The following is a 25,983-nucleotide window of genomic DNA, read 5'->3' as shown; positions in this document are numbered from 1 at the left end:
CATTGTACTTGCGCCGCGCTCAGCGGTCCAGAGCCCCGCGCGCAGCCGAGGGCGCCTCGGCCGCGTCGCACGCGCGGTAGCGCACGCCCGAGCCGCCGTGCGCTTCGATCTCGAGCCAGCCCTCGCCGTCCGACTCCCGCCCGAAGAAGATGAGCTGGAGCTCTCGGACATTGCCCCTATCGTCCGCCGCGTCCACCAGGTAGACGTAGTTCGCCCCCGCCCCGGTGGCGTCGGCGTAGGAGCTCGCGTGGCTACCGGGCTCGGGCGCGGGCGCCCACATGGCGATCTCAGGGTTGGGCAGCACGCGGTCGGCGATCGAGCGCAGCGCCGACCCCCAGCCGGCGTCGAGCAGGGCATTCCCGCCCAGGACGAGCGCTGCGGAGAGGAGGACGAGCACGGCGGCGAGCGGCTTCCTACGCATCTGCCCTCCCGTCCTCGAAGCGGCAGAACCAGGCGAGAAGGACGGCGGCGGCTGTCAGGGTGAGCACGAGGCCAGCGAGCGCAGTCGTGAGGAGAGGGGCCGCCGCGCGTGCGGCGTCGATGAAGGCCTCCACCCCGAGCGACCCCAGGCGCGCGGGCCAGGCGAGCGGCACCCAGCTCAGGGGCGTCGCCAGGGCACCGGTGAGCTTGCCGGTCATGAGGCCGTGCGCAAGTCCGCCCACTGAGAAGAACGCGAGGAGCATCCCCGCCGCGCCGGCGCCGATGGCGGCGTTGCGGCCGAGGCGCAGGGCCACGCCGAGCCCCAGCGCATAGAGGGGCAGGCTGCCCAGCACGATGCCCGCCCAGGCGGCCGCAAGCGGAGCGGGCCCGAGCGGCAGGCGCCCGGCGACGGCGAGCACGGCCCCGAACACGCCGAGCGCCACGGCCAGCGCGCCCGCGCCGAGCGTCGCAAGGGCGAGCAGCTTCGCCGCGACGGCGCACCCGCGCGAGGGGACCGCCGTGAGGTTGGCGAGGCGCCCGGCAGCGCGCTCCTCGTCCACGGCGAGCCCGCAGACGATGGCGGACATGAGCGGCATGAGGGCGCCGAGGAACTGGACGTAGGCGTCCGCGCCCAGCGCCGGGTCCCATCGGGTTACGGAGAAGTACTCGCCGCAGGCAAGACCGGCTGCCAGACCGCAGACGAGGTGCACCGCCGTGAGCGGGGAGCGCGCCAGGCGCAGGGCCTCGGAGAGCAGGGCCCGCGGGAGAGTCATGCGCGGCGTCGGGTCGAAGAGTCGTGTCATGGCCATCACCTCTCCTCGGAGCGTGCGAACCAAGCCGCGCCCGCCGCCGTGAGTGCGGCGAACGCGAGCGCGCAGACCGCAAGGCCCGCCAGTGTGAGCATGCCGTCCGCCGTGAGCGCCCCGCCGAGCGCCATGTCCGCCGCGAGTGGCTCGCCGCTCGGCAGCACGGGGATGAAGCTCGTGGGGATGACCATGCTCGCCGACGGCGGGAAGAGCTGCGGCAGCGGCACCAGCGACCAGGCGAACCCGCCCACGAGCTGCGCGGCGAGCGGGCAGAAGATGCCCGCGAGCATGCCGAGCCGCGCCGTGAGGAAGAGCCCCGCGGGGATCATCCACGCCGCGGTCACCGTGTTGGCGAGCGCGCAGAGGAGCATCGTGAGCGTGCCGGCGGCCGTGAGGCCCTGCGAGGAGAACGCCGACTCCGCGAGGTAGACGCCGAAGACCACGAGGTTCGAGAGCGCGCAGAGCGCGAGGCACCAGAGCGCCTTCGCCCACCAGGCGCGCCCGAGCGGGAAGCCAAGGCCCAGCAGGCCCCGCATCCGCGTGCGCGCGTCCGCCCGTGCGACGCACGCCACCACGAGCGAGAGCGCCACGGGCAGGAAGAGCGCGTACCAGTAGTTCCACGCGCTGAAGGACTGGACGCCCCGGTAGGGCATCGCGCCGAGCAGCGGCATCGGCAGCGCCATGAGCACGGCCAGGCGAACCGGCGCCGCGTGGCGCGACTTCAGCGCCTCGGCGCGCAAGCCCGCGATCAGGCCGGTCTTCTCGCCCGTCATGCCGCCACCTCCCCGCGGGAGCGCCGCCCCTCCCGGCAGACGCTCATGAAGAGCTCCTCGAGGTCCTGCCCGGGCCGAAGCGCGTCCTCGTAGGCGAGGCGCCCCCGGTAGATGATGCCGATGGTGTCCGCCATCTGCTGCACCTCGGAGAGGATGTGGCTGGAGACGAGGACCGTCGTGCCCGCCGCCGCGAAGCCGCGGATCTGGTCGCGCAGCTCCTCGATGCCGATGGGGTCGAGGCCGTTGGTGGGCTCGTCAAGCACCAAAAGGCGCGGCCGGGCGAGAAGCGCCAGGGCGAGCCCCAGGCGCTGCCGCATGCCCATCGAGAAGCGCCCGGCGCGCTTCTTCCCGGTGTCCGCGAGGTCCACGGCGGCGAGCGCCTCGTCGATGCGGCTCTCGGGAAGGCCCAGCAGCGTGGTGCGCACGCGCAGGTTCTCGCGCGCGGTGAGGTTGGGGTAGAGCGGCGCCTCCTCGATGAGGCTGCCGATGGCGTAGAGGTCCTCGCGGCGCCAGGCGTGCCCGGCGAAGAGGATCTCCCCGGCCGTCGGCTGCAGCATTCCGCAGATCATCTTGAGCGTTGTCGACTTGCCGGCGCCGTTGGGGCCGAGCAGCCCGTACACCTCGCCCTCGCGGATATGAAGGCTCACGTCGGCCACGGCATCCTGCGCCTGGTCGCCGCGGCCGAAGCGCTTGGTGAGCCCGCGCGTCTCGAGCATGTAACCCATGGGTTCGTCCTTTCTCTTCCGGGCGCGCGGGCCGAGTCGCCGTGCCCGCGCGCCTTACCTTTCGGGTTCACCATCCATGGTGGGGCGCGTTTCTAACGAAGCTGTAACGGCCGTTGGGCTCTTTTGGCGCCAGCCCTTCTCGACCCGTACGCCACTCATGGTATGTTTATCGCGATAATAAGGACGGAGCTGCCCGCGGCGCGCAATAAGTACCCGGAGGAGACGGTCGAGAAGATTCTCGACGTTGCCGAGCGGCTCCTCGTGGAGCGCGGCTACGAGCACACCACGATGATCTGAAGAGCAATACACTAAATCGAAAAAGGCAAACCCTGGAGACGTGATTATTGCCATAACAAGCGAGAATATCGAAGATGTTTGCACACCATTGGCGTGGGAAGGCGAACAGCCGGTTGCAATCAGCGGACACTCTTGCGCGTATGCGACTGAAAGCATTATCCCGAGATACCTAGCATATTTAGCTACTGCTCAGGACTTTCAGATATCCAAACGAAAGGCGGCGAAAGGGCAAGGGTAATCGAAGTCGCGCCTGTGGACTTAGCGAGAGTCGAGATACCCGCCCCATCCATCGCCACCCAGCGGAAGGTCGTCGATGTCCTCGACCGCTTCGACACCCCCACGGCATCGCTGACCGACTGCCTCCCCGCCGAGATCGAGGCACGGAATCAACAATACGAGTACTACCGCGACCGCCTGCTCGACTTCCCGCGCAAAGCGATCGGAACCGAATAGTCCGATGGAACCAGGGCTGCCGCTAAAGGCCTCCCAACGTTTGTTACGGTTGCGAACTCTTCGAGGGCCATATGGGCGACGCGGTGGAAAATTGCCGGCCTGAACCGCGAGGCACTATCTACATTCCCGCAGACTCTTGCATTGATAACCGGCATTCGCCGTTATGATCTGACGGCCTCGTATTCAGGATGCATATATCGAATACGAGTGAGATGGGGATCGACTGTTGACGAGTTATGAATGGATAGCCGCGTCGGTTTCGAGTGGAACCGACGCGGCTTCTGCATAAGGCTCGCCGCAAATGGCGATCAATGCCCTCGATGCTTCCGCTTGCGCTTCAGCTTCCGCTGCTCGAAGCGCGCCTCCGCCTCGTCCGCGCGGCGTTGGCTTCTTGCTTGGGCCGATTCCCACTTCAGCGTCTCCCGCTGATTCGCGAGCGCCTGCTGCGCCTTGGTGCCCATCGCCGGCTGCTTGAGGGCCCTCGACGCCTCGCGAGCGCGTCGCTTGGGGTTCTTCGCGGGCTTGCTCGCCTCGGCCGAATCGTCGCCGAAGAACGAGAGCTTCGCCCATTTGTTGACAACGAATCGCAGGATTTCCTCATCGGACGGCTTCGCACCGAAGACGATGCGGGCGACGTCGTATGTTCCGTCCTCGACATGTTCCGCCAGACCGACCCAAAATTGGCCGTCGTGATATACGGTCAGGGTGGACGACACGCTGATCTGCATGGTTGGCTCCTCCTTTATATAGATGACCATGCAGAGAAGGGACAACCAAGGAGGCAGGTTACTGATGCGGACTCCCGCACGCCCACGACTACCCGACGGGGACTGTGTTTTCATCTCTGGTGCCCGCATTGTAGCACGCGCGGATTTACGATGTTGATTGCCGGCGCCTAGACGGAGATGAAGGCGGTTCGATCTAGGTCAAGCCGGTCGCTCGTTCATGAAGCGGCCGATGGCTGCGTTCATGAACGAGCGACTGATTCCCTGAAAAAAGGCGCCCATGCGGGCGCCTGCCTAGTAGCTGGAATTGTTCGGTTGTGGTCGGAATGCTCGTCTTTCGCGGTGCTGTCGTCCGGGGTCCGGCATCTGTCGTGTTTGATGTTGCGTGTTCTGCGAGCGACCTTGCGCAGGTATTTCAACCCGTTGCCCCAAGTGCACCCGGATAAATGGTACCCATTCGTTGGGGCGCGGCCTATTGAAAGAGGTAATTGTGCGACAGGGAGATAGACGAGCGGCAGCTCGTCCATCTCCCGTGATAGGCCGCGAAACGTCTGCAGGAGCCCTCTGACAGGCAGCGCTCCATGCGTCAGGCCTCCGCCGAGGCGGTCTCGGCGTCCACGCCTGACTCGATGAGCAGCCGCTCGAAGAAGCGATGACGTTCGAGCGTCGCCGACGCGGCACGCTCGCCCTCCTCTGTAAGGCGCACGTCGTGGCCGAACATGCTCCGGCACCCAGTAATCGCGATCCAGACCCTCCACAGCGCACCTCCCGGACGGTTCCGTCAATCGCCGCTCAGGTTACGCGCCCGTCCCAAACTCCCGCCCATGCCGCCATTCATGCGCGCCAATGCCGTCCCTATAGCCGCTTCCCATCCTGCTCGTGCGGCTGAGGTCTGCAGCGACGCAAGCAAGCGGCTCGCGCCAAGGTCGCTCGCCCGTCGCGCCGCCAGAGTCGACGCTCCTGTTCCGCAAGCCAGCCCGGCCGCCGCGCAAGATCCCGCCCGCATCGGACCACACGGCGGCGCCCGACCCGTCTTGCTCCACGCTCCGGCAGCCCGCAAGCGGTCTGCCTCCGCAGCCGAGGGTGCCAGCGTTCCGCTGTCACCCTCCGCACCGCTCCGTGCCCGCTCCGGTCGCTCGCGCTCCCTACGCGGTCACTGCGCGGGCTCCGCAAGCCCCGTTCCGGGTCTTGCTCCGCAGGGGACGAGAAGAACGATTAGAACAACCATCCATGCACGTCAATCAACGCTTTTGCACATTCGTCCGAGAATATGTCGATAACCTCCCGGCGCTTCGCGCAAAGCGTCGCCCCGTGTTCCAAAGCGTCTCATGCCGAGAAGAACATGCCGAGGGCCCAATGTTAAAAACTCCCGCATGCCGCCCGTATAATGGAGCGCACGGGACGAGAAGAGCCGTGCGCTCATGCGTCGGTCCAGGCTCGCGGGAGCCTCCAACGGCGCGGCCGGGCAATGTCCCCGTCGAAAGGATCAAGATGGTCACTCACACGCTCGGCTCGGGCCTGCGGACGGCGGTGCTCCTGCACGGGGGCGGCCTCTCGTGGTGGAACTACCGGGCAGTCGCCGACCTGCTCGCCGCCAATGGGTACCGTGTCGTGCTCCCCGTGCTCGACGGACACGCTGGCTCGGACCGCCCGTTCACCTCGATTGAGGACAATGCCTCCGAGCTCGTTGCCCTCATCGACCGCGAGCTCGGTGGGCACGTCGACGCGCTCGGCGGCGTCTCCCTTGGGGCGCAGGTCGCTCTCGAGGCCCTTGCGCGGCGGCCGAGGATCGCGGAGCGCGCTGTCATCGAGAGCGCGCTTGTGCTCCCCATGCGTGCTGCCCGCGCCCTCGTCGCGCCCGCCGTCGCCCTGAGCTACCCGCTCGTGCGGCGTCCCTGGTTCACGCGGGCGCAGTTCGCGAGCCTCCACCTCCCCGAGGAGCTCTACGAGCCCTACTACCGTGACAGCTGCGCCATATCAAAACGGGACATGATCGCCTTCATGCGGGCGAACAGCTCCTACCGGCTGAAGCCCGAGCTCGCGGGCTGCGGGGCGCGGGCCACCATCCTCGTCGGCGGGAAGGAGCCCCGCATCATGGTGCGCTCGGCGCGCGCCCTGGCTAAGGCCATGCCGGACAGCACGCTCGTCGAGCGCCCTGGCTGGCGGCACGGCGAGGCGAGCTTGTGGCATCCCGAGGTCTATCTCGAGGCGCTCGAGGGTCGCCCATAAGCAAGTTTTCCTGGATAAGAAAAAAGGAGGCTTCGTGATCCCTACCCACACGAACTCACGAAGCCTCTCAATAAACCTCTAATTTGATATACCGGCCTTTCACTCTGATTAAGGACAGCTATCCCAAGTATCTGTTGACGTGAAGTGACCCCATTCAGCAAAGGGATGGCATCATTCATGCCAACATCCCCGAGTTCATGCGGGAAGAGAGGACATTCTAGGAGGGCAATGCCTCCTTTCGATACCCGCCTGCGTGCGGCTGATCTTGAATGGGCGTCTTTGGCCTTCATTTGCTTTTATGCGCCTGCTGCATCGATTCAACGCATATTGACCTGGCGATGACAGGATTGATAGCAAGCGGACAATCTGATCGTCGAGGCCCCGCCGCCCGGAAAGTGTGCAACGCGCGAGAAAGGGCCCAGCGACGATTTCTTCGGGATGTCTCGGTGCTAATCCCAGGCCGCGATTGGGAGGCGCAACCGCTTTCGTGCGCACGCGCGCGCCGGCGCGGCGAGGGACCGCAGGTGCGATGCGCGGGCGACGAAGACAATCAAAGGCAGTTTGATGAAAAAGATATATACTATTTTCATCAAAAAGGAGGAGCGCTATGACAGAAGCAGAGGCCATCGCTAAGCGCATAGAGAGCTTCGGCGCCGGCAGGGCCTTCACAGCCGCCGACTTCTCCGACGTCGCAGGCCGACGCAACACTGCCAACGCGCTCGGGCGCTTGCATGCAAAGGGAGGGATCGCCCGCGCCATCCGCGGCGTCTACTACGCGCCGGAGCGCAGCGCGCTCATGGGCACCGAGGTGCCGGCCAGCGCCGACGAGGTCGTGCGCGCCGTCGCCCGTGCCAACAAGTGGATCGTCGCACCGTCCGGCGACGCGGCGCTCAATGCGCTGGGCCTCGACACGCAGGTGCCCGCTAAGCTCGTCTACGTCAGCAGCGGCCCGTACAAGCGCTACGAGTACGGGCCGTACGATATCGAGCTCCGGCACCGCGCCAACCGCGACCTGCTCGACTGCTCGCAGATCACCTGCACCATCGTGCAGGCCCTCAAGGCGCTCGGACGCGAGAACGTGGGCGACGAGGAAATCGGAACGCTCGCGCGCAACCTCACGGAAGAGCAGGCCGGCGCGTTCCTGGAAGAGTCGGCGGGGCTCACCTCCTGGGTTGCCGACGCCGCGAAGAAGATATGGGAGGCGAAGCATGGACAGGATCGCTAGGGCCTCGACCGACGAGCGCAGGCTGGTCTTCGAGGCCGCCGCGCGGAGGATGGCGCTTGCGCCGGCCGTCGTCGAGAAGGACTTCTGGGTGTGCTACACCTTGGACCACCTTTTCCACAGAAGCGGCTTCGCCGAGTCCATGGTGTTCAAGGGCGGTACGAGCCTGTCGAAGGCTTTCGGGCTCATCGAGCGCTTCTCGGAGGACATCGACCTCATACTCGATTGGCGGCTCCTGGGCTACGGCAAGGACGAACCGTGGGAGCCGCGCAGCAACTCGGCGCAGGAGCGGTTCAAGGCCGACAGCATCGAGCGCACGAACGCCTTCCTGGCCGATGCCTTCGTCCCGAAGCTCAGGGCTACGCTCTCCGAGTCCCTCGGCACCGAAGCGTCCGTTAGGTGCGGGGCTGAGGAGGAGACTGTGTACTTCGACTACCCGCGCTCCTACGAGTCAGCGGGCACACTCGACACCATCAAGCTGGAGATAGGACCTATGGCGGCATTGTCGTCCTCCGAGGAGGCGGCGATAACCCCGTACGCGGCGGACGTGGTTCCGTTCGGACCCGAGCTGTCGACCACGGTGCGCACCGCGAGTCCCGAGCGCACGTTCTGGGAGAAAGCCACCATCCTGCACCAGGAGGCCAACAGGCCCGAGGGCAAGGCTATGCCCAGGCGCTACTCCCGCCATTACTACGACATGTACCGCCTTGGCCACTCGTTCGTGCTCGGCCGCGCCGTAGCGCAGCCTGGCCTTCTCGAACAGGTGGTCAGGTTCAAAGAGAAGTTCTATCGCACGCCGTGGGCCAAGCTGGCCGACGCGAGGCCCGGCACGCTCAGGCTCGCCCCTCCAAAGGACAGGCTCGACGAGTTGGCGGCCGATTACGCTTCGATGAGGCCGATGCTGTTCGGCAGCTACCCGAGCATCGATGAGATAGTCGCCTACATGGCGGAGCTCGAGGAGACCATCAACGGGCTAAGCTGATCAAGGGCGCCCCAATCCCGGGTGCCTGCCGGAATCGAAGAGGCGGAACTGGCAACGCGACGGCTTTCCCGCCGGGAGCGGAGTGTTCCCTTTCGACGGGCGGCGTTGAGAACAGGATCTTGCTTGCGCGCGGACGCGCCCTTGCGCATGTTGCCTTCTCGGTTTCGAAACTTTAGATATATTCGAGTTTCGAAATCGAGAAGGAGCTGATGGTGGCTTGGGTAGACCGCAATACGTATATGGAGCGGCTTTGGGCGCTCGAGGGCACCCGGGGCATCAAGGTGATCACTGGGGATGCGCCGCTTTGTTAATGTCAATCCGTCTTTCACCGATTCCACCAACGCAATCGCGCCGATCGCGCCAACGCATCCCCGCCGTTTCCGCCGACGTCAGGCGCCGTTTCCGGCGTCCCGGTCCGGCGCGAGGCCCTTAGTGCGGTAGGACCTCCCGGTGATCTTCAGCACCGTGCAGTGGTGGCACAGGCGGTCGGCGATGGCACTCGCCACCACCGGGTCCCCGAACACCTTCGCCCACGCGCCTATCCCGACGTTCGTGGTCACTATGGTCGACCTCCTCTCGTAGCGCCTCGACACCAGCTGGAACGGCAGGTCCGCCCCCTCCTTGTGAACAGCGGTCCTCTGTCTGGCTCTCCGCTCGATTCATGCTTGCGGCCAACGAGCCAATCCAGCATGTCAGCCCAAGTGCGCTATGCTGCGGGCATTGATTCCGGAATGGTCGCAACCAGCTGGTAGGGTGCAGCCTCCATCAAAGTAACGCCGACGAGGTTTTGACCGTTCATTCTGCCCCTTGATAAAATCGGGCAAAAAATCCAGGCAGGAGGAAGAAATGATTGGGCAGGTTTATCACGTCGGGTTGACTGTCAGCGACTTGGATCGTTCGGTAGCTTTTTACCGCGACATCTTGGGGCTTCGCTACGAGGGCGAGCTGTTGATGGAAGGCGGAGAGACCGAGGCGATGTTCCAACGGGGAAACTGCAGGGCTCGTGTCGCGTACCTGAACGGGTCGGACCAGCTGAATATGCCGCCCGTGGAGCTGATCCAGTTCGTCGGCGACGAGGTTGCCCACAAAGCAGCCGACCTCTTCACCACCTCCATCTCGGAGCTTTGCTTTTACGCCGACGACGCCGACGCGGTGTATCAAAAGCTGATGGAGCAGGGCGTGGAGTGCCTCTCCTCGCCACAGGAGTTCGATTTTCGCCACGATGGCTTTGGCCGCAGCCGTGCTTTCTATTTCCGCGATCCTGATGGGATCATCCTAGAGATCATGCAGCCACTGGACGATTAATAGGCGAACTGCCTACCATTTCTCGGTGCCTGGGAAATGGGAGGTTTTCTCATGCTCATCGATCTCAGGGTGAAGCACGATGTCGGGGCGTGGGGACATCCCGTCGTTCCATTCGATTCCGGCATGGGCTGCTGGGTTGTCTCGTGCGCCAACAGCCTCCGAATTCTCATCGCTCGCACGAGGCATGAGCCCTATACCCGGGAGGGCGTTCTCGTGCTGGACCTCGCGAGGTGGCTGCTCGGCGAGCAGGTGTTCTGAGCGTCATGCGGGGATATCGCGCGATAGGGCACGCGGGGCCGCTCGCTCCCGCACGGGAAACGCCGTCGCCGTATGGGCGGCCAGTCGCATCCGATAGGCCTTTTGTTAAACAGGCCTATCGGATGCGCACGAAGCGATCGCGCCAACAACGAAGCTCCAACCTGCTCGCCAACTCGGGAGTGAGGGTTAAGAAACCAACTTTTGCAAAATCGAAAAAATAAGTGTCTTAAACTGACGATTATGGGGGCATAAGCCAGCGGATTGGGAAGATATGCCCTCATACCGGGACATATCCACGTCACGAGCAAACCGTCCTGCGCAGGTCGTTGACACCGGGCTCGGCGCTTGCAAAAATTGAATCTGATAACGCCCGCACGGTATGTATTTTACCTTCCGCGGACGCTTGTTTCCCGCCCTCGTTTGTCCGCATGCCTCCGGCTTGGCTTTGGGTGCCACCGAAATGCGCCCAGTTAGGAGCTCGTATGTCCTCGCAAGCACCAGGTGTCGAGTTTGGCCGCGTGATTAGCTTTCTCAAGCGTCGTTACCCCGGCTTCGCGGGGGCGGCGTACCAGGAGTTCATCGCTCACGTCGAGCCTGATTTCGATGAGCTGTCATATGAGCATGTCGAGCGTCTCCATGAGCTAGCGTTGGAGCGGGCCATCTTCGACAAGCCTTTGGAGGGCGGACTCTCTGGTATCGAGCTGTACTGCGAGGAGAATCCCGACCGACGCGGAAACGGCTATCTGAGCAAGCTTCGCGAGGCGGTGAATAATCAATTCAGCAGCATGTTTTCCGTCGAACATGTCGATATTGCCGCGCATCGCCTCGAGCTGCTGGATGTTTACACGGGCGAGATGTTTTGGGTGCGTGACTACTCGCTTTCTGAAGGGCTTTTCCGCGAGGGCGAGCAGGGGCCATGCGGGGTCATCGTGGCACGCCTTACAAAGTCGGGCGGTGCATGGTTCTTTCCGGGTAACGTGGTCGCCTTCTATCCGGTTGTTATGGCGGACCATATGAAAGAGGTTCTTAGGGAAGAAGGTGGAGAGCGACCTTCGTTCCTGGAGCTGGTGCGCCAGACGTACGGGCCCCGTGGGGGCGTGGTGAGTGGATCGCTCGAGGCGCAGTTCCCCGACGTGGACTTCGAAGATCCAGAGCAGCTCGCCGATTTCCGCGTCCAGCTGGCGGATCGGTACCGCGAGCTCGCGGACCGTTTCGCCCTCAAGGCGACATGGGAGAGCGTCGTGTTCGACATTGCCCATGAGGATGGGAAGATCATGCCCACCGAGCTGATGAAGCGCTCCCTCGGGGATTTGGAGGAGACGCGCGTGAGTACGGTGGAAGACCTCGACGAGATCCTGGGCGTCTGGATGGCCGCATGGAACGTCATGCCGCATGACGCGCTGGGCGGTCGCGCGCCGGCGGAGTCATGACGTCTCTGTGGCCATGCGGAGTTCGGTGGGTGCCCTGTTGACAGCTCGTCGCGATTGTCGTTAACGACCCCAGAGATACTCCTCCATCTTCTCCGCCAGATGAAGCGGCGCGGGAAGGTTCACCTTCATGTCGCTCTTGAGCAGCTGCACCATATTCCCGCGACTCGCCTCGGCGCGGCGAACGCATTCGAGCGCGAGGTCCTCGTCATCGCTGGTGAGCAGCACGTATTCACTCAGGGACTTTGCATGGGCGAGCACGTTGGGGCGCACGACGCTTGAGCCGCACATCGCGTTGAGGTACTGCGGGTCACCCGGCCTGGGCGCAAGCGCGAGCAGGTATCCGTCCGCCTTGAAAATGCCCTGCTTTTGGGACCGCTTGGGTGCCCGGGCGCCATCGCCCGTGTTCTTTGAGGCGAGATCGGTGTAGTAGTCGGGCACCTCGCCCCCTTCGCCAAGCCGAATGCGCAGGATGTTCAGCTGCGTGCCATCGCAGTTGAACACGTGGTCCGGGATGGGCACCTTTCGCTTGTCGGGAGTGCAGGTGGGACCATAGCGCAGCGCGCCCTTGGCAAGGCCTCCGTCTGAGATGCCCGGCCACCAGGGTTTCGTGCGGATGAGACCGTACGAGTGGACGAGCAAGAGCGCATCCTGGGGCGCTTCGTATCTCAACCTGTCAATCAGTCGCTTGAGCATGAAGCCGTCGGCGCGGGAGGGAGCGCTGGCGTTCATGGGGCTGGTCATGCGTGCAAGCTCCAGCTGAGCCTTCCAATAGGGAATCCAGTCCATGCTGACCTGCGGAAGAAGCGCATCGGTCCTGCCGCTTTTGTAGTTGACCCGCGTGGCGATGAGCGCCTCCTTTCCCCAATTCTGCGTCTTTTGCAGGGCGGTGAGGTGGATGCCATAGAGGGGCGCCGAGGACTTGAGGGCGGGTGCGTCTTTGAACTGGTATATGAATCCGAGCTGGCGCATGAGGTCGCGCACGGCACCCGTCACTCGATAGCCGAAGGTGTCGGCCTGTTCATCTGCCTTGTTGCCCCGAGAGCTCTTGCCGCCATGGACAACGGGCTCGTCGTCCTCGCGGCGCGCCTTCCCGCTGACGCTCGGGACGAGGAACTGTGACAACCTCCCGCTCAGCGCAAGGCCCATGCGGAGCGCCTGCTTGGGATCAAACGAGCTTGTTTTGTGGGCGAGCGAGTAGTTGGGCAGGATGACGATGCATGCGGTCGGGATGCCTCCGTGCACCGTGCCCAGCGTCTTGAGCACCATGTTCATCCGCTCGCGCACGTCGGCGATGGAGCTGGACGGAAGCATGGTGAGGAGCTGGTCCGGGGTGCGTGTGGTCATGCCGATGCTGACTCCATCGACCTCGCCCTCGGGCCCGAGGAATGCGATGACCTCCCTGCGCGCGGCATCGAGTTCGTGGGAATCGGCCTGTGTGCCAATGAACTCGAGCTCGATGCGCTGGCTGCCCGTTGCGGCGGCAAGGCGATGCCTGTTGGCGAGCACCCATGCAGCGCGCCCGTCATCGGTTTTGAGCTTCTTCTCGTCGGGCAGCTTGATCAGGTTCATGAACCGCTCGCATACGGGATCGGGAGAGGGGGTTGCGATCCCCTCCAGGCACGAGGCGACGAACTCAAAGAGTTCCGCCCTGTCGTTGATGGTCAGTCCGGCTTTGACCTTATGGGAGGTCTGCCATGTCGCCGCGACTGCTTGCGGAGACAGGATCTGAAGCTCGCGCCCAGGTTGGGTCCAGTCGTTCATGTGCTGCAGGTAGTCGATCACATCGGGCAGCTCAACGCCGGCAAAGTCCTTGAGGTTGCGAGCGCTTGCCCTATTCCAGTCAATGCTCTTGCCCTTTGGGTCGTACCCATAGGGAACGCGGCACCAACGCGAGCCGGGCCAGCGGACAAGCGCGTTGACGTCACTTTGGAGGTACGGCTCAAGACCCTTGCCAAAAGTCCAGGTCCCCTGTGCAAAGCGGCGGATCGAGGCCTTCACATTGAGGCGCGCCTCTTGGCGGGGCGGCACCGTCTGGGTGCTCAGCTTGAGGCAGATGGCGTAAGCGAAGCCGTCGTGCCAAAGAATCTGAGAGAGCAGCTCGCAAGGGGAGCCGTCGCTGCTCAAGATGCGCTCGAAGTTGAGGTCCTGCCCGCAGGAGAGATGGCAGGTCTTGCCGTCGATCCTGTCTGACATGGAGAGGGAAAACCCCGTGAAGGTCAGGTTGCCGGCAGGGCGGCGGTCCTCGTCAAAAAGGGCGATGGATTCGGAGCGCGTGTGCCGCGCCAGCTCATTGGGCGTGATGAGATTGACGACACGGCTGTAATCCGCATCTCCGAACTTACTTTTGGGGCATACGCTCGCAACCCAGTTGGTGAGGATCGCGCACAGTCGAGGCAGGTCGATGGGCGCGTTCGCGGTGAGCCAGCCGGGAATGCGGTCATTGCGGAAGCGCGAGACGGGCTTGACCCGCACCGGCTGGTCTAGGTACTGCAGCAGCTGGTCATCGAGCGCCCTGTTGCTGATGTTGTGCGCCATACGCGCGTCTCCCACCAGATCGATGAGTGCATCGTGCAGCTCGGGGGACATGTCCAGCAGGTGGTAGGTCGCGGTGAACGAGGAGTCGGGGACAAGCGACATGAGGTGCAGCGAGCTTGTATCTTGAGTGCCGCTGCCCTGCACTTTGGGCTGGTTTGAGTTGGTCATGGTTGGATTCCCTTCGTGAGGGCGGAGAAGAACGGGCCGTAGAGCGCTTGCGCCACGACGGGTTGCCCGCTGCCGCCGATCAGCTCATTCATATAGCTGATGAGCAGTTCGAGCGTGCGGAATGACGCGCGGGTCGTGTCTTGGCCTCCGGTGAAGGCGGAGTCGGCGAAGTAGATGTGCGGCGGCCGGCGCTCCGGGTCGCGAACGCGGGCAAGGCGGCCGAAGATCTGCACCAGCAGCACCATGAGCGTTGCTATGATGTCGCGCGTCAGGTAGTCGTCGAGTGCTGCGTGGTCGCTCAGGCGGAGGGCCTCATCGCGCTCGAGCGTGACCCAGCACCGCCATGCGCCCTCGCGAATCTCGCGCTCGAACGAGGGCGGCCGGGAGTCGAGGTGCCGCGACTGCTCGCATATCAGGCCGACCATGCGCTTGAAGCGGACAACCAGGTCTTGCGGGATGCCCATGGGACGCACGGCAAAGATGAGTGTGTCGATGGCGGAATGGCCGAGGTTGTCCACGATGTTGAATCCGCGCTCGATTGCCATGGCGGGTGCTACCAGGATGCGCGCTTCATGATGGGCGAATCGATGCACCTCGGCGCGTGGGAGGCTATCATCGTTTTCCAGGGAGAACGGGTCGGGCATTGCGCCCTCGCGATGGGGGACAAGCCTGCACACCCTCTCGCTACGCCCGCGGCGGCGCAGCTCGCCCTGCAGGGTGTCGCGCGCCATGGCGGCCTGTTCATAACTGTTGACGATGACGAGCGCTTTGTGCGAGTGTGGATCGTCCATTTCGAAAACGAGGGTGTCCACAACGCTTTTGAGCAGGCGGCGAAGGTTCTCGCCGCGTTGTGGGCCGCTTCCCGAGACCGCAACGCCCGGCTCCAGGTCGCGTACGGTGGAGCGTGTGAGGAACTCGGCGAACTCGGGTTGCGCGTCGAGCAGGTAGTCGACTGGCTGGTTGATATGGAACTGCAAACAGCCCGGCTCATAGCTCGAGCCCGAGAGCATCAGCGCATGCGGCCCGCACGGATTGCCCTGCTCATCGGTGTCGAGCCATGGGAGCGCGGTCATAAGGGCGCGTCCGGTTCCAAATTGGCGATAGAGCTCGATGTCGTGCTCGTCGGTGATCTTGAAGCCGCATAGATTGCCCACGGGGGAGGCGGGCAGGTAGGGGGCCTGGCGGCTGGTCGAGGCGTGGATGAAGTCGTAGAGCATCTCAATCGACTCGTCCTTAAACGCGAGCATGTCGGACGCATGGTCGAGGTCGTGCAGGTGGCCGTCAAAGCTCACGGCCTTGAGAGCGAAGGCGAGACGTTCGCGCAGGGTGGGGGAGAGCTCCACCCCGCGCTGCTTGAGATAGCTGTCGAATTCCTGCCTGAAGTGCGCATCGTTCGCCCCATCGCGCACCGCGTGAATGGCGCTGCGCAGGTACACGTCGCCCATGTCTTCGTCCTCGCGGCGATAATCGCCGCGCGTGTCGATGCAGTGCTGCAGATCCTCGATGAGCGAATCGGGCAAGCGCTGGTCCTCGGGGGCCTCGTCGGTTCCCTTGAGCATCTCGAGCAGAGAGAGCGTGGTGAACGTGTGGCCCTTGAGCTCTTTCCACTCCGCGATGGCGGGCTTGCGCGCCTCCGCCGAGAGGGCCTTGGCGATGGAGTCGGAGCTGCCGCGCAGGTCGTGCAGGTACTCGAGGTTGGGGTCGTCGACCTTCTCGCGCGGCGGGCGCTTGAGCGCTCGTGCCACGGCATCGGCCGATTCGCGGATGTAAGCCCCAAAGCTCTCGGAAGGGGCAAAGAGAGCGTCGAGCTGGGACTGGACACGGTCCGCTTCATCGAAGATGACGAGGTCGAAATCGGCTAGGGCATGCTCGAAGAACGGTTGGCGCTCGGCGCTCACGGTGGTCAGCGCAAAGCCCGCGGTCGTGGTGATGACCACGCGCGAGCTGAGCGCCGCACGGGCCATGGATTGCGCGGGGCATATGTCGAAGAAGGGGCAGGCGCGCCTGTTGCCCCGTGGGTCCTTGAGGCCAAAGCAGGGGCAATCGCCGTAACCGGTTGGAGCGTCCGCATGTTCGGCCATGCCGTCCAGCAGGCAGGGCGCCTCCAGGTATCGCGCCACAGCGTTGTCCAGCAGCATGCCGCCGGTTTTTGACGCGAGCTCATCGAGGTGCTCGAGCCGGCGGTTCTTGGAGATCAGCGGGGAGGCCTCGATGCCGAGGCTCTCAAACAGCTCGAACGACTCGATGACATCGGAGATGGAGTTGTGCACCGTCGCCACGCGCAGCCCGCGTTTAGCGCAGGCGTAGGTGAGGACGTTGGCGAACACGGATTTGCCCGATCCCACGATACCCACCATGTTGATCGCCCGCTCGATGGTGATGCCTTCGGCGGCGGACGCCGTGGCGCCCTCGAGGCGCTTGAACAAGCCGCGCTCGAGGGCGGTCTCGAGCACGAGGGCGAGGTGCGTCTGCCCTGTGAGTTCACCCATCTCGCGCGCGGCGGAAATGAGCTCATCGAGTGTGAAGGTTATGGCGGGGCGTACGCCCTTGTGCGGGATGTCATTGACCTTGCGTGATTCCGCCGCCTTGGCCATTTCGAGCATGGCCGGGGGAATCGAGATCGAGCGCGGGCTTCTGGGCGGCGTATCGCTCGCGCTCCGGGGATTGTCGCGCATCTCGCGCTCGGGTTTGGCCCAGTAGGTGTGGCGCACGCCTGCTTTGACTTGGGGGCCGCGGGGCTTGCAAGGGATGGGTTCGAGCACGCATACCATGTATAGGTCCTCGCGTCGCTCGCCCTCGTCTGGACCTTCGCCAAAGGCGGTTTGGCGGCGGACGATATTGCCGTCAACCATGTCGAACATGCGGAAGGCTCTCGTCTCATCCTCCATGTAGGCCTCGAGCTTGTTTGCCCAACTGTATCCAGAGGAGAGGTGCCTGAGGTGCCGCCGCGCCATCTGGAGCGCGTGCTCGCGCTCGCCAAAGGATTCGGGCTGCAGCAGGTGGTAGTTGCAGAGCAGCAGGTTGGCCTTATCGGCGCGATGCGGCCCATCGTATCTTCGAGAGAGGACGAGCAGCTGCTCGACATCGGTGATGGTTCGCGCGATGCGGCACCCCTCCTTGGGGTCATCAAAGCGCATCGCAATCTCGGCCCGGAGTTTTTCGAGGTTCTTCCTCGCATCCGACATACCCATCACGCATCCCCCATCTCGGTCTTGAGGTGTTGGGTGAGTTCGCGTAGCGTTTTGATTGAGTAGCCGGGTTTGTGAGCGAGACGGCGATTCGCGGCCCGTCGCCGGGGTGGTGGCGTATCGGCGGGGACAACGTAGATGGCCTCGCTGGCCGCCATGGCCTCGCGCATGTCGTCGCTCTCGATGCTGCGCACGAGCCGGTCGATATCGTGGTGGTCTTTTGCGTCCACGGCTATGGTGTGACCGCCTGGCAGGGTGATGAGGATGTCGCAGGTGTCCAGGAGCGGCCAGAGCTCAAAGGGGAGGCCGAAGGCCTGGACCTTGTGGGCGATCTGGAGCTCGAGGATGCCCGGCTTGGCAATGAAGCGCATCACCCCTCGGCGCAGGCGGTACGAGTTTGGCGGGACATCGGGCAGATTTTCGTACTCATCTGCGTCGACACGCACGGTGCAGCGGGCGTCGAGGCACATGGGTCGCAGGCCGTGCAGGGACATGGTCCACCCGCAGACGGGGCAGACCTTAAGGCCGAGGGGCGCCCGCTCGTAGGCGGTGTCGACGAGCTCCTGGACCCATGCGCCGTCGATGTGCGCCACTTCGCCTTGATCGAGTTGATCGACCTCGAGCACGGCGAGATTCGCGTGAGCCGCCGCGGTACGCTCCTCCCAGCTGAGCGTGGGGTGCAAGATGAGGAATTTACGGCCGAACACATATGCCGCCTGCCCAGCGTCTCTGAGCATGGAATACACGCGGTTCTCGTGGAAGTCATCGGTGTTGCCGTTGCCGTTGAGCCTGAGGAACTCCAGGCAATCCCCGGTGATGTTGAAAAAGCTCCCACCCACTTCGGCGAAGGGTCCGAGCTCGAGGCATTCCAGGTTGCCGAGCTCCTCGCGTGCGGCAGGGGTCCACTGCTCAATCCACGTTGACAGGTCGCGTGTGCACCATGTGCGGATGAAGCCTGACTCGCTGAGACCGTCCAGCAGATTGCGTAGCGCCTGGTTGTCCTCGGCGTGTTGCGCATGTAGCGCTGCGAAGCGCTGGATGCCGAGCCGCAGCTCGTTGCAGTAGGGATAGCGTCGAGGGTTGGCCGCAAAGAGTTCCTCGCGTTTGCGCAGGCCAGCGGCGATGAGGAACACCGTCTCGAGGAATTGGTTGCGGAGCTGCGTAGACTCGCAGCCGTTGCTTGCGGGTTCGCCCTGCGCTCCGTCGTGCATGCTGGGAGGCCTATTGTTCATGGGAGGCGCCTCCGCTCGTATCGGCTTCGGGCCCGGCTGGGCAAAGGGCGTCTCGCTCCAGCTCGACCATGTAGTTGGCTGCGGCATTGACGATGAACTCCCCGGGTGCCATGCCGCTCAGGTAGCCCGCCCGCAAGATGCGCAATAGCTCCCACTCCGTGAACTCGATGTCCATGGTGGTCATGTGGGCGTCATCGCCCCGTGTCTGCTCGGCTTCGGCGAGCAGGGAGGCCATGTTGTCGGCAAGGAAGCGCTCGAGTTTCACAAGTTCCGCATCGGTGAAGCCGCTTGCATCCCACGAGTCGCAGGCCGGGGCGATGGTCTCGGCCGTGTCGTGGTCGCCGTGCATGTTGATGCGCGTGAACCGTACAGGCAGCTCGTCATGGCCGTCCATGGTGCGCGGGTAGTCGTAGTCGAGGTAGATGTTCTTGTATGCGCCGAAGAAGTGGTCGTAGAGGAGCATGGTGGGGAGCGTCCTTTCCGATTGGTGGGTTTGCCGTTGCGGGTTGGCAGCCATCCCTATTCCAGCAACACCTCCAACGGGATGATCTCCTGGGGGATGCGTTTCCCCTCGCGGATGGTCTGCAGGAACATCCAGCGGGCGAAGAGCGGCACTTCGCGTGAGATCTCGTCGAGATGCTCGGGGAACGATTGGCGCGGGGCCATCTCGATGTCGAATCCCCTGTGCAGGCGCTCCTTTTGGAGTTGGGCCATCTTGCGGTAGAACGGTTTCGCCAAGCGGATGGAGACGTCGCAGACCTCGCGTGCGCGCGAGACCTCGGCGACGCCCGAACGGTCGATGTCGCCCCAGTACAGGACGTGGTCTTTGCGGTAGTTGACGCCGTCGAGCGTCTCGTCGAGCAGCCCGGGCGTGCAGACGGCGCCTCCCGCCCCGTAGACGATGCCTCCCAGCTGCTGTCCCAACACGCGGTCACGTCCCGCTTCGCCCAAGACGTACTTTAGGCTCTCATAGGTGTCGCCGTTTTCAACGACCAATATGGGCGCGGCTGAGCCATGCGGTATGAAGGCCTCAAGGCGTTGCCTGTCGAGATCGATGATGTGGAGGGCGTCGTTGTCGACTCCGATCCGCTTGAGCAGGCGGCCGAACGAGCCGTCGAGGTGCTCTGAGAGCGCCTTCTCGTCGTTGAAAATCTCGTAGGCTCGTTGCTTGTCCGTAGCGGGAACTGGCGGGGTGATCTCGGCCTGCGCGAGCCATCGGTCAAGGCTGCGGAGCTTTTCGAGGTTTCTCTCCGTTTGGAGCGGGACTTGCGCAAGCTCTAGCTTCCGGGTGCGCAGGAAGGCGGAGCAAGGACGGAAGGCTTGGGGTGCGGGTTTGCTTGTTGCCGTCTTGTGGTTGTCCGAAGCGGCAGGAGGGCGAATGGCGAATGTGTCGTTTGGCCCCGGGCGTCCGCCGTCGCCCTTCTGGAGTTCGAGAACGTGGGATTCGATGAGCATGTTGAAGAATTCGACGGAGCGTTCATGCCCCACGAACGTGTCCAGAACGTGCATGAGCGCCTTGCGCTTAATGGCGAGCTGCGGGCGATTCGCCAGGCTGTTCGCCACGCCGCGCGCCCTGCCCTCCGGCAGTCCCGCTGAGTCCGTGAGCCACGTGAGCAGCGCCCCCTCTGCCAAAACGCGTTCGGGTGTTCCGTATCCCATGTTCCCTCCTCATGCTCAGGCGCCGATGAAATGCACGGGCGACTTGATTCGATAGAGTCCCCCACAGCATGAGCATGCAATTCCGTCCGGACAAAACTTTTCGATGGGCGGCGGTTCACACTGGGGTGCGGGGCCCGGCAGCCACAGCGCCAGGTCCCGCACCTGCTGTTTACTCCCCCTTGCGGCGGAAGTGCTTGCCGCTCACGAGCGCAACCGCGCCCGCAAGTGCGAGGCCCGTTACGGCGAGCGCGGTGACATCGCCGGTTTGAGGCAGGTCATCGAAAGTGCCCGCTTCGTAGACAGCTTGGGTTGCCACGCCGCCGGGCTGTTGGGAGGAGCTGTCTGCCGAGTTGAGCTCTGCTGCTATGCGCCTGTACGCGTCTTGCGCCATGGCAAGATCGGCGAGCTTTTCCGCAAGCTCCGTGTCGGTCGTCTCCTGCTTGGAGAGCGCCTCGTCGAGGGCCGCCTGTGCGGCTGCAACGTGCGCCTTGGCTGCATTTGCGGCTTCAAGCTTTGCCACGTATGTATCATGCGCTCGAGCGAGCGCTTGGGAAATGCCGGGGTCTTGCACGCTACCGTTGAACCCATCAACGACGATGTCATGGGCATCCTGCTGAGCAAAGACATCCTGCCAGTGTGCGGCGTTCTGCTGTGCGGCGGGCAGCCCCGCTTCGGCCTCCGCGAGGAGCCTTTCGTTGAGTTTGATGTCGTTTTGAACCTCGGCAACGCGTGCGTCTGCCAGTTCCTTTGCGGCGACCGCCTTGTCACGTGCCGTTCGTGCCTCATCGCGGGCGGCGGTGAGCTCGGCGAGCTTTGCTTTTGCGGCATCAAGCGACGTGCGCGCGTCCTCAAGGGCCTTGAGCTGCTCCTTGGAGGCGCCTGGATGTGCGGCAAGCTCGGCCTGTTTTGTGGCGACGGCGGTTTTTGCGGCATCGACATCGCGTTCGCATTGCGCAATCTGTTCCGTGAGTCCATTGACGGCCGCCTGGGCTGCAGCCAGTGTCTTCAGGGCGTCATCCGCATCGCTCGCGGCTTGCTCGAGATCGGCATGCACCTTCATGAGATCGGCGTAATGAGCTTTGGTCTCATCCAGTTTCGCTTGGGCATCTTTTGCGGCCTGCTTGAGGTCATCGAGCGCCCCCTGGGCGTTTGAGAGTGCGTCTTGCTCCCCCTTCTTCTCGGCCTTGAGGTCTCCGATCGCCTTTTCGGCGGACGCCCGCACGTCTTTGAGGTTGGCATCGGCCTGCTTGTGTGCCTGCTTGGCGGCATCGAGTTCCTTGAGCGCCTGGTCATAGGCTCCTTGCAGGGATTCGTTCGTCGGCCGTTCGCCCAGGTCCTTGAGGGCCTGCTGCTTTTGCTTAAGCTCCTGAGTCGCCCCTGCAAGTCCCGCGGTAAAATCCTGAGCCGTCTGCTGGGCGGCGGAGAGATTCTCGTTCGCGCCGTCCAACTGCTCTTTCAGCTTGGCGATTTCCTTCTTGATGCTCTCCGCCGCGGGGGAGTCCTCGGGTACGGGCCCGAACGGGTCGTTGACGCCCTCGGCCACCGCGCGCTCAATCAGCGCGCGGTATTCGGCAACCGTGTAGCGATTGCCGTCGTTGTAACCCTCGGACCAGTACTGTACGCGATCTTTGAAGGCGTTGGAGTAGTTGTAGACCTGCCCCGAGACCTGCCCGCTAACGGCAGCGCCCGTCACGGTGTAGGAGGGATCGAGGATGTTGATGTAGTGGCCGATTTCGGCAAAATGCGCCTGAAGCTCGGGCGTGTTGCTGAACGTCTCCCATGCCTCGGCATCTGAGACCTCATGCCCCAGGTGTTCACGACACAGCTGCTGGAAAACCTCGCGCTCTTTGTACCAGGCATTCACCGCTCCCTCGGGTGTGAATCCCGCCGCGAGGTTCTCCGCCACGTTCATTCCGTTCGACATGTTCGGGTTGTACTTCGAGATGATGTTTGCGGCATGATCCAGCACATGGTTGCTCTCGAGGTTCCAGCTCGACCAGTTGGTTTGCAGAATGGAGATGACCATCATGTCCTGCGTGATCATGAGCCCATCAAGCCCTGCCTCCGTGCGGATCTTATTTGCGGCCTCGATGATGTCGAGTGCTTTGAGTATGTTGTCGATTGAGCTGGCATCGGCTGCGTCCGTGAGGTCGGTGAAGTCGCTGATCACGTTGCCGACGTGCAGCTCGCCGTCCCATTTGTCGTCCATCTGGATGTTGCCGTTTTGCTGGGGCGATCCAGGGCGCATGGGGCGGCCGTCCGGGCCGGGTTCGAGGTCATTCCAAACGGTGCCGTAAAGCGTCATGATGGCGTTATTGAGGCCGTATCTTCCCGACTGGTTTCCCGTTTGCATGCACCAGATGAGGAAATCGCCGAAGTCCTCGACTGAGAGCCTCGCGGCCTCCCCGATTTGGGCCTTCAGCCCATCGATCTGGCGCTGCAGGTCGCTTGTCTGTTTGGCGAGATCGTCAACGGCTTGGTTCGCTTGGTCGAGTTCCGCCTGTTTTGTCGCGACATCCGCCTGTGCGGACTCGACATCTTGCTTGAGCTGGGCGGCCTGCTTGTCCCATGCTTCCTGGGCCCCTTTGAGGTCGTCGAGTGCCGATGCGGCCTGGTCGAGCTTTGCTTGGGCGGAGATGACGTTGGTTTCTGCCGTGGCGGCGGTGTCTTGCGCTGCGGTCACCTTCGCCTGCTCGTTGACGATCTGCGCATCGATCTGCTCAATCTGACCGGAAAGTGCTTGGATCCGCGCCTGCGTGTCCGCGACATCCTTATTTGCATTGTCGACTGCAGCCTGCGTAGTGGCGAGGTTTCGCTCTGCCTCCTCGATGGATTGAACATCGGCATCCTTGAGCGCCTGGTCATAGGTTGCCTGGGCGTTGTCGAGGGCCTGCTGGGCCTGTCCGGCAGCGGTTTGCTTTGCGGTGAGTTGGTCCTGCGCGGCAGCGAGTTCCTCCTGGGCCTGCGCGAGTTCGCCGGTAAGCTGGGAGAGTGTTGTTGTTGCGGCGTCGAGTGCATCTTGCGCCGCGGCGTGCGCCGCCTCGGCTGCATCGACCTTCTGCTTGGCGGCGTCGTAGGCGGCCTGCTCGTCGGCAGTGGGATTGTCGCCAAGGGCGTCGAGCGCCTGCTGGGCGGCGTCGAGCTTCTGCTGCGCCTCATCGAGCGCGGTTTGCTTCGACCTGGCATCGTCCTTGGCTGCGGTGAGCCTGCCGTCGAGTTCGACAAGCGCCGCTTCCGCATCGGTCTTCTGCTGTGCCAGGGCGTCCGCCTCTGCCTGAGCGTTGGTTAACTGCTGTTTGAGCCCGCCGATTTGAGCCTGAAGCTCGGCTGCTGCCTGCTCGGCGGATTCTCGCGCTTGAGAAGCCGCGGCCTGAAGCGCCTGCCGAGCGTCCTGTGCGGCTTTTGCCTGCTGCACCGCCGCCTGCTGGGCAGCCGCCGCCTCGGCTTCAATTTGGGCAAGCAATGCGCGCGCCTGCTCGAGCGTCATGATTGCTTGGCCGTTGGCGGCGGTGACAAGCGTGGCGAGGGCGCGCGATGCGGGCGTCGGCGCGATGGATTGGCGCACGGCCGCGCGTTGGCTCGCATGAGATCCTGCCTCTTGCGCGATAGCGGATGCCGGCGCCAGCATGCTCGGTGTGAGCATGGCTCCGACGAGCCCCGCCGTAATGGCGCGGGTGATGTGGGCGTGGGTGGTGTGTTTCATGGCCTGCTCCTTTGCTCCTTCGGGATTCTCCGAAACTAGGGGGCGACAACGCGAACCACATGTGATGTGGGCGTCCGTCATCGCCTCGTTCTCGAATTCCATGCTAGGAATCTTAGATTGCTGCAAAGGTGCCATGTGCTGCCAAATAACGGCACTCCCAATAATGCCGATGATAAGGTTGGGCTGAACGGATCAAGTCATAGATTCACTGCTCGTTGCGGGTAACTTGCTCAAGGCAGCTGGCGCCACGCGTGCGCAGCACCCGGTCGAGATATTCAATTACCATGCGTGCGGTCTGCTCGTTGACATCATCGGCTTTAACGCATAGGGTTGCGTGAACGAGATTCCGTTTCTTCCGAATCTTGTGGGCAAGCTTGGCCTCTTCAAGCCAATCCGGCTTCTCCAGCTCTCTGATTTCGTTAATCATGTCGGAAAGACGGGCCTGTCTGCAGTGCCCGTTTCGCGTTTCGATCATGTAGTCGTTCTCAAAGAAGTTCGTGCCGTGGATTTCGGATAGCCAGTCGGTAAGCACGGCTTCCAAGATGGACCCGGCGAGAATGATGGCTGCTTTATATGCTCCGTGGGCAAAGCATGTGTTGAGCTCGCGAAGGTCGGAGGTAAGGAACTCACGGAGCTGTTCATCGTTATGGGCTTGTATCTTTCGGGCTATCTCGGCATCGAGGATGCTCTCGACATCAGTAAGTTGTCCGGTTCTGAGGCGCTCGAGCGAGATGTAATCTCGCTGTTGGGGGTTGGCGAGCTTAGCATATTCTGCGCGGTAGTATCTCTCGTCTAGAGTTGGGAGAACCACGGGGAATAGCTTCAGTTCCTCCTTCGAGATATGGCGACTATGGCTGGCAATCGGGTCGAGTGCGTCAAAGACTCCAAGGGCGAAATCGCTTGTGAGGTAGAGGCAGAGGTACTCTGGAGAGACGTCTTTTACGGGTCGTAGGACGGATAATCCCCGACGGGCATACACACCGCTGCTTCCGTTGTAGACAATGGCGTGGCTGTGCTTACCGCAAGTGCTGAGAATCACATCTCCATGTTGCAACTCAACATCTGATCCCATACCAAGTTGTATATTCTTGGGAAGGGGCGGAAATGAAACATCTGTTAGCGTGGGTACGTTTTGTTTGAAATGTCCGAAGTGGGCGGTGCGCACCTCTGCTATCTCTGCGAGCGGAACGGTATGTTCCGATCTGAGTTTACGCCGCATTTCTAGGTGCTCTTGTTTGTAGAACGCAGGCATCCACTTATCTTCAATAAGATCCGAGCTGTCGAGTAAGGTGTACTCGGCGAAGTCGTCCCCCTGTGGGGCTATCCCCGTGTTGACGAACCGTTCGCAATTCTGCAGATAGGACTTGTAGTCTTCAGGTAGATATGTGAGGAGGGGCTTTCCAGCAGCTGGCGACGAGGGGCCGCAAGGAATGCCGTCGTTAACCCAATGATAGTTCCCTGGCTCATTGAAGATACCGCGTCTTAGCCATTGGGCAAAGCAAACGGTTCTTTTCGGCGTTATGGATAGTCCATACAGGGTGTATTTTGCTGCCGTGCCGGGCAGGATGCTATTGAGGTCGATGGAGCATAGGAGATGCCATTCCGTTTTGATGGCACGTATCCTTTTGTGGGTGCACCGTTCAAAATAAGGTGTGGGAAGGATACAAAAAACCTCGTCCTGCCCGGAGTTCAATAAGCTTTCGAGGAGGACGTCATCGGGACGGGTTGGTTCGCTTACTTGCCGTTGCTGGAGGCATGCGCAAATATCTAGCATTGATTGCTCCATTCCCGATGATTGACCATCTTCTTTTTGTGCTCGTCTATATAGATTGTAGATAGTGAAGAGGGCGTTGCGGTAGCCGGTGCTGTCGAT

Annotated in this window: 22 protein-coding genes; 8 read left to right on the top strand and 14 right to left on the bottom strand. The window is 63.0% G+C overall.

What is annotated here, in order from left to right; translation table 11 throughout:
* Nucleotides 1-19: 19 nt before the first annotated feature.
* Genes LK434_RS06015 through LK434_RS06000 form a run of 4 tightly spaced genes read right to left on the bottom strand, consistent with a single transcriptional unit; the run spans nt 20 to nt 2,724 of the window.
* Nucleotides 20-421 carry a hypothetical protein gene (locus tag LK434_RS06015; protein WP_006720094.1) on the bottom strand — a complete coding sequence of 134 codons (402 nt, stop codon included), beginning with the start codon at nt 419-421 and terminating at the stop codon, nt 20-22.
* Nucleotides 414-1,229, bottom strand: coding sequence for an ABC-2 family transporter permease (locus LK434_RS06010; RefSeq protein WP_227917660.1), 816 nt, complete (start codon nt 1,227-1,229; stop codon nt 414-416). The genes LK434_RS06015 and LK434_RS06010 overlap by 8 nt, the downstream gene beginning before the upstream one ends.
* Nucleotides 1,229-1,999, bottom strand: a complete 771-nt coding sequence (locus LK434_RS06005) for an ABC-2 family transporter permease (RefSeq protein WP_006720097.1) — start codon at nt 1,997-1,999, stop codon at nt 1,229-1,231. Before LK434_RS06005 ends, LK434_RS06010 begins: the two co-directional genes overlap by 1 nt.
* A complete protein-coding gene (locus LK434_RS06000; RefSeq protein WP_006720098.1) occupies nt 1,996-2,724 on the bottom strand; it encodes a lantibiotic protection ABC transporter ATP-binding protein in 729 nt (242 codons plus the stop codon). The genes LK434_RS06005 and LK434_RS06000 overlap by 4 nt, the downstream gene beginning before the upstream one ends.
* 162 nt (nt 2,725-2,886) lie before the next feature.
* Between LK434_RS06000 and LK434_RS10520 the strand changes: the two genes are divergently transcribed.
* A complete protein-coding gene (locus LK434_RS10520) occupies nt 2,887-3,021 on the top strand; it encodes a hypothetical protein (RefSeq protein ID WP_006720099.1) in 135 nt (44 codons plus the stop codon).
* A 252-nt stretch (nt 3,022-3,273) separates the two neighbouring features.
* Nucleotides 3,274-3,474 (top strand): restriction endonuclease subunit S domain-containing protein, encoded by a 201-nt coding sequence (locus LK434_RS05995; RefSeq protein ID WP_006720100.1) that lies wholly within the window; start codon nt 3,274-3,276, stop codon nt 3,472-3,474.
* A gap of 308 nt (nt 3,475-3,782) precedes the next feature.
* Here LK434_RS05995 and LK434_RS05990 read toward each other — a convergent pair whose 3' ends face one another.
* Entirely contained in the window at nt 3,783-4,202 is a 420-nt protein-coding gene (locus LK434_RS05990) for a YjdF family protein (protein WP_040360509.1), read from the bottom strand.
* Between the two features lie 583 nt (nt 4,203-4,785).
* Complete coding sequence (locus tag LK434_RS05985) at nt 4,786-4,920, bottom strand: iron dependent repressor, metal binding and dimerization domain protein (RefSeq protein ID WP_083784177.1); 135 nt, start codon at nt 4,918-4,920, stop codon at nt 4,786-4,788.
* 770 nt (nt 4,921-5,690) lie between these two features.
* Here LK434_RS05985 and LK434_RS05980 point away from each other — a divergent pair.
* The 3 genes from LK434_RS05980 (at nt 5,691) to LK434_RS05970 (ending at nt 8,632) form a co-directional block, all read left to right on the top strand.
* On the top strand, nt 5,691-6,428 hold the full coding sequence (locus LK434_RS05980) for an alpha/beta fold hydrolase (protein ID WP_006720104.1): 738 nt from the start codon (nt 5,691-5,693) through the stop codon (nt 6,426-6,428).
* A gap of 607 nt (nt 6,429-7,035) precedes the next feature.
* The gene (locus tag LK434_RS05975; RefSeq protein WP_006720106.1) at nt 7,036-7,653 is read left to right on the top strand and encodes a DUF6088 family protein; all 618 of its coding nucleotides are present in this window, start codon (nt 7,036-7,038) and stop codon (nt 7,651-7,653) included.
* Nucleotides 7,637-8,632, top strand: coding sequence for a nucleotidyl transferase AbiEii/AbiGii toxin family protein (locus tag LK434_RS05970; RefSeq protein ID WP_006720107.1), 996 nt, complete (start codon nt 7,637-7,639; stop codon nt 8,630-8,632). Before LK434_RS05975 ends, LK434_RS05970 begins: the two co-directional genes overlap by 17 nt.
* A gap of 389 nt (nt 8,633-9,021) precedes the next feature.
* Here the strand turns inward: LK434_RS05970 and LK434_RS05965 are convergent, their stop codons facing one another.
* Nucleotides 9,022-9,291 carry an ATP-binding protein gene (locus LK434_RS05965; RefSeq protein WP_198002268.1) on the bottom strand — a complete coding sequence of 90 codons (270 nt, stop codon included), beginning with the start codon at nt 9,289-9,291 and terminating at the stop codon, nt 9,022-9,024.
* Between the two features lie 187 nt (nt 9,292-9,478).
* Between LK434_RS05965 and LK434_RS05960 the strand changes: the two genes are divergently transcribed.
* From LK434_RS05960 to LK434_RS05950, 3 genes are all read left to right on the top strand, one after another.
* Nucleotides 9,479-9,937 (top strand): VOC family protein, encoded by a 459-nt coding sequence (locus tag LK434_RS05960; protein ID WP_006720109.1) that lies wholly within the window; start codon nt 9,479-9,481, stop codon nt 9,935-9,937.
* Nucleotides 9,938-9,988: 51 nt separating this feature from the next.
* Nucleotides 9,989-10,195, top strand: coding sequence for a hypothetical protein (locus LK434_RS05955; RefSeq protein WP_148334449.1), 207 nt, complete (start codon nt 9,989-9,991; stop codon nt 10,193-10,195).
* A gap of 482 nt (nt 10,196-10,677) precedes the next feature.
* On the top strand, nt 10,678-11,625 hold the full coding sequence (locus LK434_RS05950) for a hypothetical protein (RefSeq protein WP_006720112.1): 948 nt from the start codon (nt 10,678-10,680) through the stop codon (nt 11,623-11,625).
* 60 nt (nt 11,626-11,685) lie between these two features.
* Here LK434_RS05950 and LK434_RS05945 read toward each other — a convergent pair whose 3' ends face one another.
* The 7 genes from LK434_RS05945 to LK434_RS05915 all read right to left on the bottom strand — a co-directional run bounded on the left by LK434_RS05945 (nt 11,686) and on the right by LK434_RS05915 (nt 25,884).
* Nucleotides 11,686-14,328 (bottom strand): pPIWI_RE module domain-containing protein, encoded by a 2,643-nt coding sequence (locus LK434_RS05945; protein ID WP_006720113.1) that lies wholly within the window; start codon nt 14,326-14,328, stop codon nt 11,686-11,688.
* Complete coding sequence (locus LK434_RS05940) at nt 14,325-17,519, bottom strand: pPIWI_RE_Z domain-containing protein (protein ID WP_006720114.1); 3,195 nt, start codon at nt 17,517-17,519, stop codon at nt 14,325-14,327. Before LK434_RS05940 ends, LK434_RS05945 begins: the two co-directional genes overlap by 4 nt.
* Complete coding sequence (locus tag LK434_RS05935) at nt 17,519-18,748, bottom strand: restriction endonuclease-related protein (protein WP_148334453.1); 1,230 nt, start codon at nt 18,746-18,748, stop codon at nt 17,519-17,521. Before LK434_RS05935 ends, LK434_RS05940 begins: the two co-directional genes overlap by 1 nt.
* On the bottom strand, nt 18,738-19,211 hold the full coding sequence (locus tag LK434_RS05930) for a hypothetical protein (protein WP_040360510.1): 474 nt from the start codon (nt 19,209-19,211) through the stop codon (nt 18,738-18,740). Before LK434_RS05930 ends, LK434_RS05935 begins: the two co-directional genes overlap by 11 nt.
* A gap of 56 nt (nt 19,212-19,267) precedes the next feature.
* The gene (locus LK434_RS05925; protein ID WP_006720117.1) at nt 19,268-20,407 is read right to left on the bottom strand and encodes a Wadjet anti-phage system protein JetD domain-containing protein; all 1,140 of its coding nucleotides are present in this window, start codon (nt 20,405-20,407) and stop codon (nt 19,268-19,270) included.
* 169 nt (nt 20,408-20,576) lie between these two features.
* On the bottom strand, nt 20,577-24,110 hold the full coding sequence (locus LK434_RS05920) for a CAP domain-containing protein (protein ID WP_050754942.1): 3,534 nt from the start codon (nt 24,108-24,110) through the stop codon (nt 20,577-20,579).
* A 205-nt stretch (nt 24,111-24,315) separates the two neighbouring features.
* Nucleotides 24,316-25,884, bottom strand: a complete 1,569-nt coding sequence (locus tag LK434_RS05915; protein ID WP_040360511.1) for a restriction endonuclease subunit S domain-containing protein — start codon at nt 25,882-25,884, stop codon at nt 24,316-24,318.
* Between the last annotated feature and the right edge of the window lie 99 nt (nt 25,885-25,983).

Source organism: Collinsella stercoris DSM 13279 (assembly GCF_020735465.1).
Lineage (GTDB): Bacteria > Actinomycetota > Coriobacteriia > Coriobacteriales > Coriobacteriaceae > Collinsella > Collinsella stercoris.
This window is presented reverse-complemented; position numbering and strand designations above follow the sequence as displayed.